15 protein-coding genes are annotated in these 15,956 nt (G+C 36.6%); 11 read left to right on the top strand and 4 right to left on the bottom strand.

Translation table 11 applies throughout. The features are described from left to right. Nucleotides 1–241 precede the first annotated feature (241 nt). From JHT90_RS08070 to cysK, 3 genes are all read left to right on the top strand, one after another. A complete protein-coding gene (locus JHT90_RS08070; RefSeq protein ID WP_201090284.1) occupies nt 242–859 on the top strand; it encodes a glutathione S-transferase in 618 nt (205 codons plus the stop codon). A gap of 92 nt (nt 860–951) precedes the next feature. After that, nucleotides 952–1,842 (top strand): alpha/beta fold hydrolase, encoded by an 891-nt coding sequence (locus tag JHT90_RS08065; RefSeq protein ID WP_201090283.1) that lies wholly within the window; start codon nt 952–954, stop codon nt 1,840–1,842. Nucleotides 1,843–2,219: 377 nt separating this feature from the next. Beyond that, nucleotides 2,220–3,191 (top strand): cysteine synthase A, encoded by a 972-nt coding sequence (cysK, locus tag JHT90_RS08060; RefSeq protein ID WP_201090282.1) that lies wholly within the window; start codon nt 2,220–2,222, stop codon nt 3,189–3,191. Nucleotides 3,192–3,216: 25 nt separating this feature from the next. On the opposite strand, the gene JHT90_RS08055 is transcribed toward cysK, so the two are convergent. Continuing rightward, entirely contained in the window at nt 3,217–4,293 is a 1,077-nt protein-coding gene (locus tag JHT90_RS08055; protein ID WP_201090281.1) for a phosphatidate phosphatase App1 family protein, read from the bottom strand. Nucleotides 4,294–4,422: 129 nt separating this feature from the next. Between JHT90_RS08055 and JHT90_RS08050 the strand changes: the two genes are divergently transcribed. The 7 genes from JHT90_RS08050 to JHT90_RS08020 all read left to right on the top strand — a co-directional run bounded on the left by JHT90_RS08050 (nt 4,423) and on the right by JHT90_RS08020 (nt 10,277). Then, complete coding sequence (locus JHT90_RS08050) at nt 4,423–5,040, top strand: dual specificity protein phosphatase family protein (RefSeq protein WP_201090280.1); 618 nt, start codon at nt 4,423–4,425, stop codon at nt 5,038–5,040. 107 nt (nt 5,041–5,147) lie between these two features. Next, nucleotides 5,148–5,717 carry a YqgE/AlgH family protein gene (locus JHT90_RS08045; RefSeq protein ID WP_201090279.1) on the top strand — a complete coding sequence of 190 codons (570 nt, stop codon included), beginning with the start codon at nt 5,148–5,150 and terminating at the stop codon, nt 5,715–5,717. A gap of 5 nt (nt 5,718–5,722) precedes the next feature. Further along, complete coding sequence (gene ruvX, locus JHT90_RS08040) at nt 5,723–6,163, top strand: Holliday junction resolvase RuvX (protein ID WP_201095805.1); 441 nt, start codon at nt 5,723–5,725, stop codon at nt 6,161–6,163. Then, nucleotides 6,160–6,669 (top strand): bifunctional pyr operon transcriptional regulator/uracil phosphoribosyltransferase PyrR, encoded by a 510-nt coding sequence (gene pyrR / locus JHT90_RS08035; protein ID WP_201090278.1) that lies wholly within the window; start codon nt 6,160–6,162, stop codon nt 6,667–6,669. The genes ruvX and pyrR overlap by 4 nt, the downstream gene beginning before the upstream one ends. Nucleotides 6,670–6,681: 12 nt before the next feature. Then, entirely contained in the window at nt 6,682–7,683 is a 1,002-nt protein-coding gene (locus JHT90_RS08030; RefSeq protein WP_201090277.1) for an aspartate carbamoyltransferase catalytic subunit, read from the top strand. After that, nucleotides 7,680–8,954, top strand: a complete 1,275-nt coding sequence (locus tag JHT90_RS08025) for a dihydroorotase (RefSeq protein ID WP_201090276.1) — start codon at nt 7,680–7,682, stop codon at nt 8,952–8,954. Before JHT90_RS08030 ends, JHT90_RS08025 begins: the two co-directional genes overlap by 4 nt. A gap of 33 nt (nt 8,955–8,987) precedes the next feature. Next, entirely contained in the window at nt 8,988–10,277 is a 1,290-nt protein-coding gene (locus tag JHT90_RS08020; RefSeq protein ID WP_201090275.1) for a bifunctional DedA family/phosphatase PAP2 family protein, read from the top strand. Between the two features lie 17 nt (nt 10,278–10,294). Here JHT90_RS08020 and JHT90_RS08015 read toward each other — a convergent pair whose 3' ends face one another. The 3 genes from JHT90_RS08015 to mutM form a co-directional block, all read right to left on the bottom strand. Then, the gene (locus JHT90_RS08015) at nt 10,295–12,130 is read right to left on the bottom strand and encodes an ABC transporter ATP-binding protein (RefSeq protein ID WP_201090274.1); all 1,836 of its coding nucleotides are present in this window, start codon (nt 12,128–12,130) and stop codon (nt 10,295–10,297) included. A gap of 126 nt (nt 12,131–12,256) precedes the next feature. Continuing rightward, the gene (locus JHT90_RS08010; protein ID WP_201090273.1) at nt 12,257–14,122 is read right to left on the bottom strand and encodes a Na/Pi cotransporter family protein; all 1,866 of its coding nucleotides are present in this window, start codon (nt 14,120–14,122) and stop codon (nt 12,257–12,259) included. Nucleotides 14,123–14,201: 79 nt separating this feature from the next. Beyond that, nucleotides 14,202–15,014: a bifunctional DNA-formamidopyrimidine glycosylase/DNA-(apurinic or apyrimidinic site) lyase gene (gene mutM, locus JHT90_RS08005; protein WP_201090272.1), complete on the bottom strand. Its 813-nt coding sequence runs from the start codon at nt 15,012–15,014 to the stop codon at nt 14,202–14,204. Between the two features lie 205 nt (nt 15,015–15,219). Between mutM and JHT90_RS08000 the strand changes: the two genes are divergently transcribed. Beyond that, on the top strand, nt 15,220–15,954 hold the full coding sequence (locus tag JHT90_RS08000) for a phosphoadenylyl-sulfate reductase (RefSeq protein ID WP_201090271.1): 735 nt from the start codon (nt 15,220–15,222) through the stop codon (nt 15,952–15,954). The last annotated feature ends 2 nt before the right edge of the window (nt 15,955–15,956 follow it).

The following is a 15,956-nucleotide window of genomic DNA, read 5'->3' as shown; positions in this document are numbered from 1 at the left end:
TAAATTGTTACATGTTTTTGAAAAATCAATGGCTTAGAAAATAGGGAAATAAAGGCACTTTTGATCTTATGGTAATCTATTTTTTTAAATACTTCTTTATTTTCAATAACTAATATTAAAATAATACAACATTTATAAAATTAGGATAGTATTGTATAGCTAGCATTCGACTTATGGATAGGGTTTCTATCCTGAGGTGTAGGATATAACATACAGTATTTAATAATTAAGGAGTGTAATAATGCAGCTAATAGGTTTATTAAAATCACCCTTTGTAAGAAGGGTAGCCATTTCTTTAAAATATTATGGTATTCCCTTTGAACATTATCCTTTATCTGCATTTGGTGATGATTATGCGACATTAGAGTCAATCAATCCTGTGGTGAAATTACCCACTTTAGTGTTGGATAATGGCGATATTCTAATGGACTCTAGTTTAATACTTGAGTATTTTGAATCGCAAGTACCTATGATGCAAAAATTATTACCTTCTAGCCCTAATGAGTTAGCTACCCATTTGAAAGTTATTGGTCTTGCTTTAATGGGCTGTGAAAAAACGCTTCAATTGATTTATGAGTTACATAGAAGACCTGAAGAAAAACATTATCAGCCATGGATAGAGCGGGTTACTAATCAAATTAAAGGTGCTTTTACTGTATTAGAACAAGAGGTAGCACAAAACTCTTTTAAAACAATGGATGATTCAATTAATCAAGCTGCTATATCAACAGCGATAGCTTGGTCATTTAATCAATTTGCTTTGCCTGATTTATTAAAGCCAGAAGATTTTCCAACACTGTCACAATTTACCAATGAGCTAGAAACACTACCTATTTTTTTAGATACGCCAATTAATTAACAAAGAAACTATTATAAATATGATTTAACTCATATTTATGTCTAGATTGAAAGGTTTATAGTGTATTTTAAAACAAAGGTAAGGACTGTGTTATGACAACAGCAACCGAAAAAATAGTAACAACTATAGCAGGTGTTGAGATTTGGACGGAGTCTTTTGGTGATCCAGCAAATCCAGGTATCTTGTTAATAATGGGCGCAATGAATCAAGGCTTATTTTGGCCACAAACTTTCTGTGAGGAACTGGCTAATGCTGGGTTTTTAGTGATTCGTTATGATAATCGTGATACGGGTAAATCTTCTACAATCAACTATTCAATAAATCCCTATACGCTAGATGATATGGCTGAAGATGCGATTGCTATTTTAGATGCCTATAAATTAGCAAAAACAACCGTGATAGGAATGTCAATGGGTGGTTATATCGCTCAATTGATAGGTATTAATTATCCTTCCCATGTTGATAAATTAATATTGTTATCTAGTTCACCAGATCAACGTCCTTATATGTATTCCTTACAGGGTACCTATATGGGGCAGTTCCCTTTATCACCGCCTTGTGAAGATTATTTATTCCAATTAGCACAAGCTTCGTTTTATATGCCTAAAACGCCTGAAGAAGTGGTTAAATCTACCTTAGATAGTTGGCATTCTATACATAGTGGCTCATTACCTTTTCCTGAGCAGGAAATGACTATGCTAATTAAGGAATCCATGGCTAGAATGGAAAATCCAATGGCTGTGATGAATCATGGTGCGGCTGTTGGCAACTCTCCAGATCGTTTAAAAACAGTGCAACAGATTAAAGCGCCAACATTAGTATTGCACGGTGAGTTTGATCCTGTTTTACCGATCGATCATGGTCAATATTTAGCAGATAATATTGAAGGTGCTCAGTTGGTTAAGTTGGATATGGGGCATTTATTCCCACCCACTATGTCACAGCTAATGGCAGAGCATGTAATTAATTTTATCAAGTCATAACATTAGGCTATGATTTTGTAGAATAGAAATATTTATTAACGATAATAGATATAAGAAGTAGATATATGCACGAGCATCGCTAAAAATGGTTGCTTATATCATTCTTTGTTATTACCGTTAGTTTTCTATTGCTTGTCATTTTACTAGCTGGCTTCTATAAACGTTGGATAAATGCTGTTCTGAGCCATATTATTGTGATGATTGTTATGGCATATAAGCCAAAGAATATTAGTAAAAGAAATTAATATATATTTAAAAATAATAAATAAATTTTTACTTATATTTTTTTGTAATATATTCATTTCATCATAATCTAACTAATTGCAAGAAAAAGAGTAGAATAAAAATATTGTTAAAACAAGTTCAGGAGCAAACGAATGAGTATTTTTACAGATAATGCGCAATCTATTGGTAATACGCCTCTTATTCAATTAAATAAATTGACCGTAAGGGGGGTTACGATTCTTGTGAAAACAGAAGGGCGTAATCCTGGCTACTCTGTAAAATGCCGTGTGGGTGCGAATTTAATTTGGGATGCAGAAAACTCAGGTAAATTAAAAGAGGGTGTGACAATAGTTGAACCTACATCAGGCAATACAGGAATCGCCTTAGCTTTTGTGGCTGCTGCTAGAGGTTATAAGCTGATTCTAACCATGCCTTCTTCCATGAGCTTAGAACGTCGTCAGATTTTAAAAGCACTAGGTGCCGAATTAGTCTTGACTGAACCTGCTAAGGGGATGAAAGGTGCGATTGAAAAAGCAACCGAAATAGTCAATAGCGATCCTGATAAATACTTTATGCCACAGCAGTTTGATAACCCAGCTAACCCCGCTATTCACGAAAAAACAACAGGCCCAGAGATTTGGAATGATACTAATGGCAATATTGATATTCTTGTATCAGGTGTTGGTACAGGCGGTACGATTACAGGGGTTTCACGTTATATTAAAAATACCCAGAAAAAACCTATTCTTTCTGTAGCAGTGGAGCCTGTAACATCGCCAGTTATAAGTCAAACCTTGCAAGGTGAGGAAGTTAAGCCTGCTCCCCATAAAATCCAAGGCATTGGCGCAGGGTTTGTGCCAAAAAATTTAGATCTTTCATTAGTAGACAAGGTAATACAGGTTACTGATGAAGAATCGAAACAAACAGCGTTACGGTTAATGCAAGAAGAAGGTATTTTGTGTGGTATTTCTTCTGGCGCAGCATTGGCAGCGGCTTTAAAACTAGCAGAACTACCAGAAAATCAAGGTAAAACCATTGTGGTGATATTGCCAGACTCAGCAGAACGTTATTTATCCAGTATGTTATTTGCTGATATGTTTACCGAGCAAGAAACTAAACAATAATAAAAAAGGGCTAATAAGCCCTTTTTTATTGCGTGCTGATACACCAATCTTTTAAATCTGTAGGGTCAGTAAATACTCGCCATTTATTAATATCCAAATCTTTAAATGTTTGTTGATAGCGACTATTTTGATTGTCTTCATCGGTTACATTACGTATAGCAATACAATTTACTTGCTCAGGATGACGTCGCATCATATCCGCATAAATTTCAGGATCAGCTTCACCCGAGTCTCCAATTAAAATAAATTGACGTTTGGGATAAGCTGTTAATAGTTTTTCAATACTGCTCTTTTTATGTTGCAGAGAATCATCACCTGTTGCTACTACAGAGTTCCAAGTTGTACCTTCACGTAAATGAAAACTACCCAATGGAAAATTTGCTTTATCCATAAACTCTTTAAGCGCAGGATAAAGTTGTATTGGACTAGATGAAACATAATGGAAAGCAATGGTTTGTTTATTATTATCAGCTATATAACGATACCAGTCACGCATACTATCAATAGCTTTAAATTCTTCTATAAAAGTATTTACAAGTAATTGCTGTCTATCTAATACGTTAGAATCTTTTATTGTATCGTCTATATCAGAAATTACAGATAGACCTTCAGGCGAAGCAAAAATAGCATAGCCATTATCCGCGCCTGCTGGTGTGCCAGATTGATATAACTGATAAGCGATAAGGTTATTATTACTTATAGCAGCGTCTGTTGCAAAATAAACAGTTTTATTGGCTCTACCATCTTTGTTAGTTGTGGGGAGGCTATGTATAGATTGATCGGCAAACTGTACCTTAATGTTTTTACCGCGTTCAGAATCTACTCTAAATAATTGGCTTCTTTCATATAGTCTAGCGTATTGCTCAGGGCTGAGCTGATCTTTATTAATACCTAAATACTTAGTAAGTGTGGTAGTCATGCCTAGACGACGTTCTTTTTCATAGACCCATGCTTGTACATTAACTGCAATTTTATTTTCAGTTGTTTGATAAGCAATATCAGGAATAAACATTACATACTCATCTGATTTTAAGGATGAGGCAAGAGCTATTGGGGTAAAACATCCTAGCAGAGAAGAGATAAAAAATTTCCTAAATTGCATATTTATTATCCTTTAGTATTAATTAGTAGTTTTTTAATAAAAACTAGACAGAATTTTCACAAAAATTTTACATGGTGTTTTATATGATAAGTCAACGGATTTTATATTGCTTAAAACGGCAGATCAATTATGAAAATAACACACTATTATCATTTAGCTTGGTTTATATTTATTTGTCTTATTTCTAATTTAGCAATGGCAATGCAAAACAATGAAGAATGGGCAGATCCTATTGATCCTAGTTTTAATTTCTATCAAGTTAGTCCATTACTCTATCGTAGCGCTTTACCTGATACTAGCAAGGTAGAAACTATTAAAAAACAAAATATTGCTACCATTATTACCTTGATTAAAGAAGATGATACCAAATGGTTAGGAAAAAACGAAAAAATACAGTTAGTTAAATACCCAACCCATGCAGACCGTGTAAAAGATGATGATGTATTAAAAGTATTAAAGTTGATTCAGCAGTCACAAAGTGAAGGGAAAGCTGTGCTGTTACATTGTAAGCATGGGCAAAATAGAACAGGTTTGTTTATTGCTATGTATCGCATAGTTGTTCAGCGTTGGTCAAAAGAGCAAGCAATTAATGAGTTAGTCTATGGCATTTCTTCTACCGAAATGGAAGATGTTAATGAAGCAATGGCTTATATACAAAAAGCGAATGTCAACGGTATACGCAAAGCCCTAAAAAATAATGATTGTAGTACCAGTAGGTGGGCTGTTTGTAATTTTTTTAGTAGTTAATCTAACAAAGAATTGTGTTTGGTAACAGTTAATTTATATGAGTTCGTGACCTTTAGGTGAATGACCTTTATAATGCTCGTTGAAATTTAATCGAAATATAAAAGTCTATGAAAAACGGTCATTCAACCTATTTAGATAATCAGTTTTTAATTGCCATGCCTCAATTGGAAGGCTCAGAGTTCGCACGCGCCCTTATCTACCTAGTAAATCATAACGCAGAAGGGGCGATGGGAATTGTTGTTAATCAACAACGATCATTTCATTTAGTGGATGTTTTAGAACAGCTAAAACCAGAGACTTTATTCCCTACCGAAAATTTAATGACACCCATTTATTCAGGTGGCCCTGTAGAGCAAGAGCGTGGCTTTGTATTGCACACTAAAGATGCAAATTTTGAAGGAACTATTGAATTACCAGAAATAAATATTACTTCCTCACAAGATGTTTTATTCAATATAGCTGAAAAAAAAGGGCCTAAACAATATCTTATTGCTTTGGGGTATGCAGGTTGGGGGGCAGGACAGCTTGAGAAGGAGATGTTAGAAAACACTTGGCTTACATGTCCATTTCGCTCTGATGTATTATTTGATGTACCCAGTGAACAACGTTTAGATGTTGCACTAGGACAGTTAGGCATTCATTTTTCTTCATTATCATTTCAAGCAGGTCATGCTTAATGGAGCTGAGTCTACCTAAAATTATCTTAGGTTTCGATTATGGGTTGAGTCAAATAGGTGTAGCAGTAGGTCAAGGTATTACCAAGCAAGCGAGGGAGCTTTGTGTTTTAAAGGCTAAAGATGGCATACCTAATTGGCAACAGATAGAAAGTTTATTAAAAGAATGGCAACCAGAAGTCATTGTTGTAGGTCTACCCTTAAATATGAATGGTACACCAAGTGAAATGAGTTCTCGTGCTGAGAAATTTGCACGGCGTCTCCATGGGCGTTTTAAATTGCCCGTCTATACACACGATGAAAGACTAACCAGTTTTGAAGCAAAAGGACAATATTTTAAGCAGGGACACAAAGGGGATTATCATAAGAGCCCTGTCGACGCACTAGCAGCCGCCCTAATTATTGAAAGTTGGCTAGAAAATTATTCTTCAATAACGGAGAGAACATGAAGTTACCTTCACCAACAACACTTTTATCTAATATGGCAACTAATTTACAGAACTACTTAACTAAGCGTGGTATTACCAACCCTGCTTATGTAGGTATTAGAACGGGTGGTGTTTGGGTTGCTCAAGCACTGTTAGAAGCAATGGATAAGCAAGATGAAACCCTTGGTATTTTAGATGTATCTTTCTATCGTGATGATTTTACTCAGAAAGGGCTAAATCCACAGGTAAGTCCATCTGCTTTACCCTTTGAAATTGACAATCAACACATTGTTTTAATTGATGATGTATTAATGAGTGGGCGCACTATTCGAGCCGCCATGAATGAACTCTATGATTATGGTAGGCCAGCCAGTATTACCTTAGTGTGTTTATTAGATTTAGATGCAAGGGAATTACCTATTCGCCCTGATGTAGTAGGGGAAGTATTAGATTTAGGCACTAATCAACGTGTCAAAGTACAAGGGCCATCCCCATTAACCCTTGAGTTAAAAACTTTAGTTTCCTAAGAGAGTTTTTGTATGCTTAAAAGAAAACAAGCACTTCAACTAAATAGTCAGGGACAATTAAGGCATTTTTTATCATTAGATGGATTATCTAAAGAATTACTAACCGAAATTTTAGACACCGCAGATTCTTTTCTTGAGGTCGGTGCGCGAGCTGTTAAAAAAGTTCCGTTATTAAGGGGCAAAACGGTTTGTAATGTGTTTTTTGAAAACTCAACGCGGACTCGCACCACCTTTGAGTTAGCAGCAAAGCGGCTTTCTGCAGATGTGATTACACTCAATGTATCCACTTCTTCAACCAGTAAAGGTGAAACCTTAACTGATACACTACGTAACCTTGAGGCAATGTCTGCTGATATGTTTGTGGTGCGTCATAGCGAATCTGGAGCAGCTCATTTTATTGCTGAGCATGTTTCACCCCATGTAGCAGTTATTAATGGTGGCGATGGTCGCCATGCTCATCCTACGCAAGGTATGTTAGATATGCTGACTATCCGACGCCATAAAGGTGAATACAGTGATTTATCCGTGGCTATTGTAGGCGATATTATGCATTCACGTGTAGCACGGTCTGATATGCTGGCGTTAGAAACCCTAGGTTGTAAAGATATCCGCGTGATTGGGCCAAATACATTATTACCTGTAGGTTTAACAGAACAGTATAAAGTGAAAGCCTATACCAATATGGATGAAGGTATCAAAGATGTAGATGTGGTAATTATGCTTCGTTTACAAAAAGAACGCATGAAAGGTGGTTTATTACCTAGTGAAGGTGAGTTTTTTAAACAATATGGCTTAACAGAGAAACGTTTAACCATGGCGGCAGCCAATGCCATTGTTATGCATCCAGGCCCAATTAACCGTGGGGTAGAAATAGAATCATCAGTGGCAGATTGTGAACAGTCCGTTATTTTAAACCAAGTTACTTATGGCATTGCTGTAAGAATGGCCGTGTTATCCATGGCGATGAGTGGTCAGTTAGCAGAGCGACAATTAGAACAGGAGGGCAGTTTATGAGTATAACCATTAATAATGCCCGTGTGATTCATTCGAAAAGCAAGCTAGATAAGCAAACAGATATTCATATTGAAGGCGGAAAGATTATTGCATTAGGTGAAGCGCCTGCAAACTTCAAAGCCACTAAAACGATTGATGCCACAGGGCTTATTGCCTCAGTAGGTTTAGTGGATTTAAATGTGGCTTTATGCGAACCAGGTTATTCCCGTAAAGGTACTATTGCTACAGAAACATTAGCCGCAGCAGTAGGTGGTGTGACTTCCTTATGTTGCCCACCTAATACTAAGCCTGTAGCTGATACAACAGCAGTTATTGATCTTATTTTAGAACGTGCACGTCAATCGGCACATGCCAAAGTGTACCCTATAGGTGCACTTACTAAAGGCTGTGAAGGTGCTCAATTAGCTGAGATGATGGCGTTGTCAGAAGCAGGATGTGTAGCTTTCACTAATGGTCTAGCAGCAATCGAAAGTAATCGTATTCTAAGAAGAGCATTAGAGTATGCTGCTACCTTTGATTTACAAGTGATTTTTACATCACAAGATATTACTTTAGCTGAAGATGGTGTAGCCCATGAGGGAGCTATTGCCAGCTTTTTAGGCCTAGCTGGTATTCCAGAAACTGCTGAAACCATTGCTTTAACGCGTAACTTATTATTAGTAGAACAAGCAGGGGTAAGGGCACATTTTAGTCAATTAACCACCGCAAGATCTGTGGAGTTAATTGCTGCTGCACAGGCAAGAGGCTTACCTGTTACGGCTGATGTAGCACTGTATCAACTGATATTAACCGATGAAGCGTTGTCAGATTTTTCAAGTCTTTACTATGTGCAACCTCCATTACGCACTCAAAAAGATCGTGATGCCTTACGTGAGGGTGTGAAGTCAGGCGTTATTCAAGCTATTGCTAGCCACCATCAGCCCCATGAAAAAGATGCTAAAGCAGCGCCTTTTGCAGAAACTGAACCTGGCATGAGCAGTGTTGAAATTTTATTACCTTTAGCAATGACTTTAGTGGAAGATGGTCTATTAGATTTACCCACCTTGTTAGCTAGATTAACAACTGGCCCTGCTGATGCTTTACGGTTACCTGTAGCTGATTTAGCGGTAGGTAAAGTGGCTGATATTGTGTTGTTTGATATTAATTCTTCAACTATTGTTGGAGATCATTGGCATTCTAAAGGCAGTAATTGTCCTTTTATAGGCCATTGTCTACCTGCAAAAGTTGATACGACCATAGTGGATGGACGTATTGTGTTTCAGGCAGATTGATTATAAGCCAAGGGTGTCTAGGTACTACTATTTATGCTTGATTGGCTCGATACATTTTTAACTAATCATCAACAGTTAATAGGCTTAGCTATTTTCTTAATTGCCTTCATTGAGTGTATGGCATTATTAGGTTTAGCAATTCCTGGCGCCACTATGCTAATGATAGCCAGCGCTATCGCTGGTGGTTTTGATTATCCTCTTTGGAAAGCCATTCTTTTAGCAATAGTTGGTGGTTGGTTAGGGGATATGTTGTCTTATGGTATAGGCTATAAACTTAAAGACCGCGTGTATCATGCAGCTGTTATAAAAAATCATCCCAAATGGGTCAATATGGCTGATAATTATTTTCAACGTTTTGGTGGTATGGGATTATTAATAGGCCGTTTTATCAGCCCATTGCGACCAATTATGCCAATGATGGCAGGCATTTTTCAGCTCTCTTTCACAAAATGTCTATTTGTTACTTTTATTTCTAGTATTGCATGGAGTATTACCTTTGTGGTGCCTGGCTGGGTAACGGGGGCTGCTTTTACGTTACCTGTTGGCAAGCAATTTTGGCTAGAGTTAGGCTGTGTTATTGTTGTTTTAGGATCGTTACTAGGTGTTGGTATTTATGGATGTATTAAGCAAAAAAGATGGATTGCTGGTTATATGTCCTTTATCAGTTTTTTACTGTTATTAGCACTTTATCTTTTTTTACCTTATTTACAATCATTAGATCAAGGCTTGTTGCTAATTGCTAAGGAAGTACGTTCAAGCGAGTTTGATGGCGTAATTCAGTTTATAACCGAGCTAGGTGGTTATAAAGTACAGTTTGTAATATCGGCTGTATTATGTTGTTTACTACTAATTATGCGGCAGATTAAGCCATTGATGTTCTTTGCTTGTACTATGTTTGGAACAGCTACCATAGGATGGATTATTAAAGAGACGGTAGATCGGGTACGGCCGCAAGCCATGACTGATATTATGCAGACATTCAGTTTTCCAAGTGGGCATACTTCGGCTTCTTTTGCTTTTTTCCTTAGTCTAGGTGTGTTAGCTGGTTTAGGGCGATCTTCTAAGACACGTATGTTATGGCTATTTATTGCTAGCTTACCTGCTATACTCATTGGACTATCAAGGGTTTACTTAGGTGTTCATTGGGTAACTGATATTGTGGCAGGTGGTTTATTAGCCACAGGTATCTGTATGTTTGTGTTGGCATGGGTAGAATCAAGAGAGAAAATGCAACCCTTACCCTATAATTGTTGGAAAATTTTATTACCTATAGGGTTATTAGTAATAATAATGGCGACTACAATTACCTTTTTTAAGCATTAATTATAAAAGGAGTAGTGTTAATCTACTCCCATAAAATTACCTGCCTGATGTTGCCATAAACGCGCATATAATCCATTTTGTTTGATCAGCTGTTGATGTGTTCCTACTTCAACAATAGCGCCATGATCTAAAACAATTAAGCGATCCATTTTAGCAATGGTAGAGAGACGGTGTGCAATAGCAATAACAGTTTTATTCTCCATTAATAACTCTAAGCTTTCTTGAATCACAGCTTCTACTTCAGAGTCTAAAGCAGAAGTCGCTTCATCTAAAATAAGGATAGGCGCATTTTTAAGCAATACGCGGGCAATAGCTATACGTTGTCGTTGTCCTCCAGATAGCTTAACCCCACGCTCTCCAACTTTAGCATCTAAGCCATGTTGACCATCACTATCCAATAAATCAAAAACAAATTCATCTGCTTTTGCTTGGTGTAGTGCTTTTAGTATTTCTTGTTCTGTGGCATCAGGCTTACCATAAAGTAAGTTTTCTTTAATTGAGCGATGTAATAAGGCTGTATCTTGAGTCACCATACCTATTTTTGAACGTAAACTGTCTTGCGTTACATCAGCTATATTTTGACCATCAATAGTAATATTACCGCTTTGTAAGTCATAGAGTCGAAGTAATAAATTCACAAGTGTGGATTTACCTGCACCAGAAGGGCCTACTAAACCTATTTTTTCACCTGCTTGGATGGTTAAGTTTAAATCTTGATAAACAGGTCTTTTGTTGTCGTAGCAAAAATTTATATGATTAAAATGGATATTGCCTTGTTCAATAACCAATGGTTTAGCATTAGCTTTATCTTGTACTTTGCGTGGTTGCACAATGGTACGAATACCATCTTGCACAACGCCTATTTCCTCAAAAATACCATTTACCACCCACATAATCCATTCAGACATATTATTAATACGTATCACTAGGGCAGTAGCTAAGGTAATGGCACCAATAGATATCAGGTTATTACTCCATAACCAAATTGCTAAACCAGCAGTAGCTACAATCATCGCACCATTGATAATGGATAATACTAAGGTCATCGCTGTTACTAAACGGGTTGACCTTTGTGCAGCATAGGTTTGTTCTGCCATTATATCTTTTGCATAGTTTTGCTCTAATTCGGTATGGGCAAATAGCTTTAAAGTGGTAATATTGGTATAACCATCAACGATACAGCCCATTAATTTTGAGCGAGTTTTAGCGGAAATCGCTGAACGTTCTCTGGTTTTTGGCACAAAATAGATAAGGGTAATGGTATAAGTGATTAACCAAACGAATAAAGGGATCGTTAAACGCCAATCTGCTTCAAAAAATAGAAAGAGCGCACTGCCGATATAAATAATGACATGCCAAATAGAATTTACACAGCTGATGGCAGAACTACGTAATGCATTGCCTGTGTGCATAATACGATTAGCGATAGTTCCAGCAAAGTCACTATGAAAAAAATTAAGGCTTTGTTTTAATATATACCGATGTTGTTGCCAACGCGCTAGGGTAACTAGATTAGCGGTTAAGCTCTGTCTTTCTAATAAATCATGGATTAAGAAAAAGAAAGGGCGTAGTAATAATACAACAATAGCCATCCACACTAATTCATAACCATGTTGCGCAAAAAAATCTTGTGGTGACTGGGAGGCTTGAATGTAGTCAACAATTTTTCCTAAAAAATTGAAAAAAGCTACTTCAATAATAGCGGCAAAAAAACCCACTACTAATAGACAAAAGAGAATACCTTTTACTTGTTTAAGATAGTGCCAATAGAATGCCAAAATATTTTTCGGTGGCATAACATCAGGCGCTTCTTTAAAAGGATCTACAAGTTTTTCAAAACGTTCAAAAAGCATAACACCTTCTCAAGTGAGAAATAAAATTGAGTTGTGGCTAATACAGATAAGCTAACAGGAAACTACAGAATAGTTTAATAAAACAGTCAGATTGATTGATAATAACTATTCTCAGTCTACACCTATTTACATAATAATCAAATGTTCTGATCTTTCTTCATCAACAGCTTGTTTAAATTTATTAAAAATATCATTATCAGAACTATGGCTAAGAATAAGTACATTACGTAAACTTTGTACGATTCGACTGGCATAGCCAACATCATTCATTAATGAGCTGGTTTGAGTACCATTTAACTGATGAAGGCGAACGGAGGCAAATAATCTATTACGAAAACTTGTATCAAAATTTGCTGAATCATCATTTAGTAATTGTAAGCGAGAAAACCATAATTCGTCTGGTAAATCTAATTCACCTAATTTATAGATTTCACGCAGTTTACCCAGTAAATATTTTCTAAGCTCTATATAGAAAGTATAGGCTGTAGAATCACTTTTATCTAAATAAATATGTAAATTTTTTTGTAAATGCTTAGCATCTTTTACTGCATCAACCAGTTGTAATGCCACTACTTGACAGGTCATAAATAATTGCTGATGTTGTTCATCATCACTTGGAATTTCAATGCGACCCATAAAGGTTAATAGATCACTATAAATACCTTTGATATGACGTCTGTACAGCGTATCTGCATCAATACCTCTGTTTTCAGGGGAGGAGTTTAATAATACGAGGTCTATTTGATTTGCTGATAATTGTTCAACGGGAATATAAAGGGCATGGCAAATAACTTCTAAACTGATCCGTTCTAAATGCTCAAGTTCCTTAATAACAGTGGTGATAGCGGTTTCTACAGAAGACAGTGCGTTGTCATTTAAGTAACGAGCTGGTGTAATGATTTCTTCTACAGGAACTGTATCTAAAGTAGTTGGCTGGGATACCTCGGTAATAAGTACTTTTGGTTCTTCAATATCTGGTAACCATTTAATAAGGGCATTAGCCAGCTTATATTGCAGAAACCAAAAAATAACCACACCAGAAACGTTAAAAATGGTGTGGAATAGAGCTAATTGAATCAATGGGTTAAGTTTTAATAAATCAGCAAAAGAGGCCACAGTCCAAGTTAACGGTGTAAGTAGCATAAAGGTGACTAAACCTGTTGTTACATTAAAAATAACATGAGCTAAAGCTAATCGTTGGCCACTTCGATTACCGCCTATAAAACCCATCACCCCCGTAGTGACAGCACTGCCAACATTTGAGCCAATAGCTAAAGCAAAACTTTGTTCTAAACCTATTTGTCCTAGCCCTAAAGCCGTTAAGGTTAGCATTAACGTAGCATGGCTTGATTGCAAAATAACGGTGATGATTAAACCAATGCCTAGAAACAGGAGTGCACCTAAAAAGCCTGAAAATTGGTATTGTGCTAAATCTAAATCGCCTGTAAAGGTAGAAAATCCCCCTTTAATCTGATCAATACCTAAGAAGATAAACGCGATTCCTAATAAGATACGGCCCAAAGCTTTGCTTTTATCGCCATTAAAGGCGGCTAACACACCCAATACTACTAATGGATAGGCAAAGGGGCTGAGGCTAATACTTTGTCCCGCGAGAGCTAATAACCAAATCCCACTTGTTGCCCCCAGATTAGCCCCTAATATAATCGTGATACCGCCCGCTAAAGTAATAAGGCCCGTGCTAATAAATGCAATGGTCAATAGAGAAACTAAGGTAGTAGACTGCAACACCATGGTAGAGCCTATACCAAATACTAATCCTCTCAAGGGTGTCGCTGTACTTTTCGCTAATAATTGTTCTAATTTGCCACCTGCCAGTTGTTTTAAGCCATCTTCCATGCACTGCATACCAAATAAAAAGAAGGCAAGACCAGCACAAAGATCTACCCAACTTCTACTAAAATAGAAAGAGCAGAGTAATCCAGCGATAAGAAGAATAAATAGTAAATTTCTGGTGTAACTGCGGTGTGTCAAATTATTTATCCATAAGTAAATTTAAACCCATTGATTCTAATGCTTTTTTATAAGAAAGGCGATAGCCTATTGATAATTATTAGCGCTGACAATAACTGCACCATACTGTAGCTCTTTGGCCTAATTTAGTTTCTTTTAATATTCGTCCACATTTATTACAAGGTAAGCCACCTCTACCATAGGCATTAAGGGTTTGTTGAAAGTAACCTGGCTTACCATCACCGCCCACAAAATCTCTTAAAGTAGTGCCTCCAACTTCAATGGCACGAGCTAATATCTCTTTAATACAGCGTACTAGCTTTGCATAACGCGCTTTGGAAATGCTATTGGCAGGTTTATTAGGGTTAATACCTGCTGCAAATAATGCTTCATTGGCATAGATATTACCCACGCCCACCACCACTTTATTATCCATAATAAATAATTTAGCCGCTATGGAACGGTTACGAGAAAGTTGAAAAAGGTAATCGGCGTTAAATTCTTCTGTTAATGGCTCAGGGCCTAAATGGGTTAATAAATCATGAGTAACAGGATCATTAGTCCATAAAATACAGCCAAAACGCCTAGGATCATGGTAACGCAAGGCTAAACCATTGGCTAATAAAATATCTACATGGTCATGCTTTTGACAGTTAGCTGTTTGTTCAACAACCCGTAAACTACCAGACATACCAAGATGAATAATAATAGTACCTGATTCTAGCTCAATCAGTAGATACTTAGCTCGACGTTTGACTTGTTTAATATGTTGTTCAGAGGCGAGCACATCTAATTCATCAGGTATAGTCCAACGTAAACGACGTTCTCTAACAATAACCTGTACAATTTTTTGATTAATAATATGGGGTTCTATTCCAAGCCGCGTTGTTTCAACTTCGGGTAATTCAGGCATAAAAAATCTCTTGATAATTGCGTATATAATATTAGTTTAAGAAATATTATTTCAATTGAATAGTTATTTACAAAATAATAAATTTTAATTACAGCATACATTTTAAAATAAGCTTATAAAAATACGTTCATTTATTCCAAAAGTTATTTTTGTTACTATGTGAACCAAAATTAATAATGTAATTAGTAATTTGGAATATAACTAAATGACCATTTCTACCTTTGATATTGAAGCTTTGGCTGTGACCTATGCTGATAAATCACCCCGTGATATTTTAAAGCTATCTTTTGAACACTTTGCTGATGAGTTGTGGATTTCATTTAGTGGAGCTGAGGATGTGGTCGCCATAGATATGGCTTGGCGCTTAAATAAGTCTGTTAAAGTGTTTTCTCTCGATACAGGCCGATTACACCCTGAAACCTATCGTTTTATAGAAGAAGTCAGGGATTTTTATAATATCGATATTGAGGTATTAACCCCAGATTATAAAAGGCTAGAACCCTTTGTTAAAGAAAAAGGGTTATTTAGTTTTTATAAAGATGGTCATAGTGAGTGTTGTGGAATTCGTAAGGTAGAGCCTTTAAGGCGTAAGCTGTCTACAGTAAAAGCATGGGTAACGGGGCAACGCCGTGATCAAAGTCCTACCCGTAGTCATGTACCTATTATGGAATTAGATACTGCTTTTTCTACAGAAACAAATAAACTTTATAAATTTAATCCATTAGCCAATATGTCAAGTAAAGAAGTGTGGGACTATATTAGAATGATGGAAATACCCTATAATAGTTTACATACAAAAGGTTTTATCAGTATTGGCTGTGAACCTTGTACACGGACCGTATTACCTAACCAGCATGAACGCGAAGGTCGTTGGTGGTGGGAAGAGGCTACACAAAAAGAATGTGGCCTACATGCAGGTAATCTGATCATTAAAGGCTAAAG

Origin of the sequence: Entomomonas asaccharolytica (assembly GCF_016653615.1) — a bacterium.
In the GTDB taxonomy this organism is placed as follows: Bacteria; Pseudomonadota; Gammaproteobacteria; order Pseudomonadales; family Pseudomonadaceae; genus Entomomonas; species Entomomonas asaccharolytica.
The sequence above is the reverse complement of the archived record's forward strand: the minus strand, read 5'-3'. Positions and strand labels throughout refer to the sequence as shown.

Excerpts from the sequence above, each read along its gene's own strand:
- JHT90_RS08070 (WP_201090284.1), top strand. The coding sequence starts at position 242 with ATGCAGCTAATAGGTTTATTAAAATCACCCTTTGTAAGAAGGGTAGCC.
- JHT90_RS08065 (WP_201090283.1), top strand. The coding sequence starts at position 952 with ATGACAACAGCAACCGAAAAAATAGTAACAACTATAGCAGGTGTTGAG.
- cysK (WP_201090282.1), top strand. The coding sequence starts at position 2,220 with ATGAGTATTTTTACAGATAATGCGCAATCTATTGGTAATACGCCTCTT.
- JHT90_RS08055 (WP_201090281.1), bottom strand. The coding sequence starts at position 4,293 with ATGCAATTTAGGAAATTTTTTATCTCTTCTCTGCTAGGATGTTTTACC.
- JHT90_RS08050 (WP_201090280.1), top strand. The coding sequence starts at position 4,423 with ATGAAAATAACACACTATTATCATTTAGCTTGGTTTATATTTATTTGT.
- JHT90_RS08045 (WP_201090279.1), top strand. The coding sequence starts at position 5,148 with ATGAAAAACGGTCATTCAACCTATTTAGATAATCAGTTTTTAATTGCC.
- pyrR (WP_201090278.1), top strand. The coding sequence starts at position 6,160 with ATGAAGTTACCTTCACCAACAACACTTTTATCTAATATGGCAACTAAT.
- JHT90_RS08030 (WP_201090277.1), top strand. The coding sequence starts at position 6,682 with ATGCTTAAAAGAAAACAAGCACTTCAACTAAATAGTCAGGGACAATTA.
- JHT90_RS08025 (WP_201090276.1), top strand. The coding sequence starts at position 7,680 with ATGAGTATAACCATTAATAATGCCCGTGTGATTCATTCGAAAAGCAAG.
- JHT90_RS08020 (WP_201090275.1), top strand. The coding sequence starts at position 8,988 with ATGCTTGATTGGCTCGATACATTTTTAACTAATCATCAACAGTTAATA.
- JHT90_RS08015 (WP_201090274.1), bottom strand. The coding sequence starts at position 12,130 with ATGCTTTTTGAACGTTTTGAAAAACTTGTAGATCCTTTTAAAGAAGCG.
- mutM (WP_201090272.1), bottom strand. The coding sequence starts at position 15,014 with ATGCCTGAATTACCCGAAGTTGAAACAACGCGGCTTGGAATAGAACCC.
- JHT90_RS08000 (WP_201090271.1), top strand. The coding sequence starts at position 15,220 with ATGACCATTTCTACCTTTGATATTGAAGCTTTGGCTGTGACCTATGCT.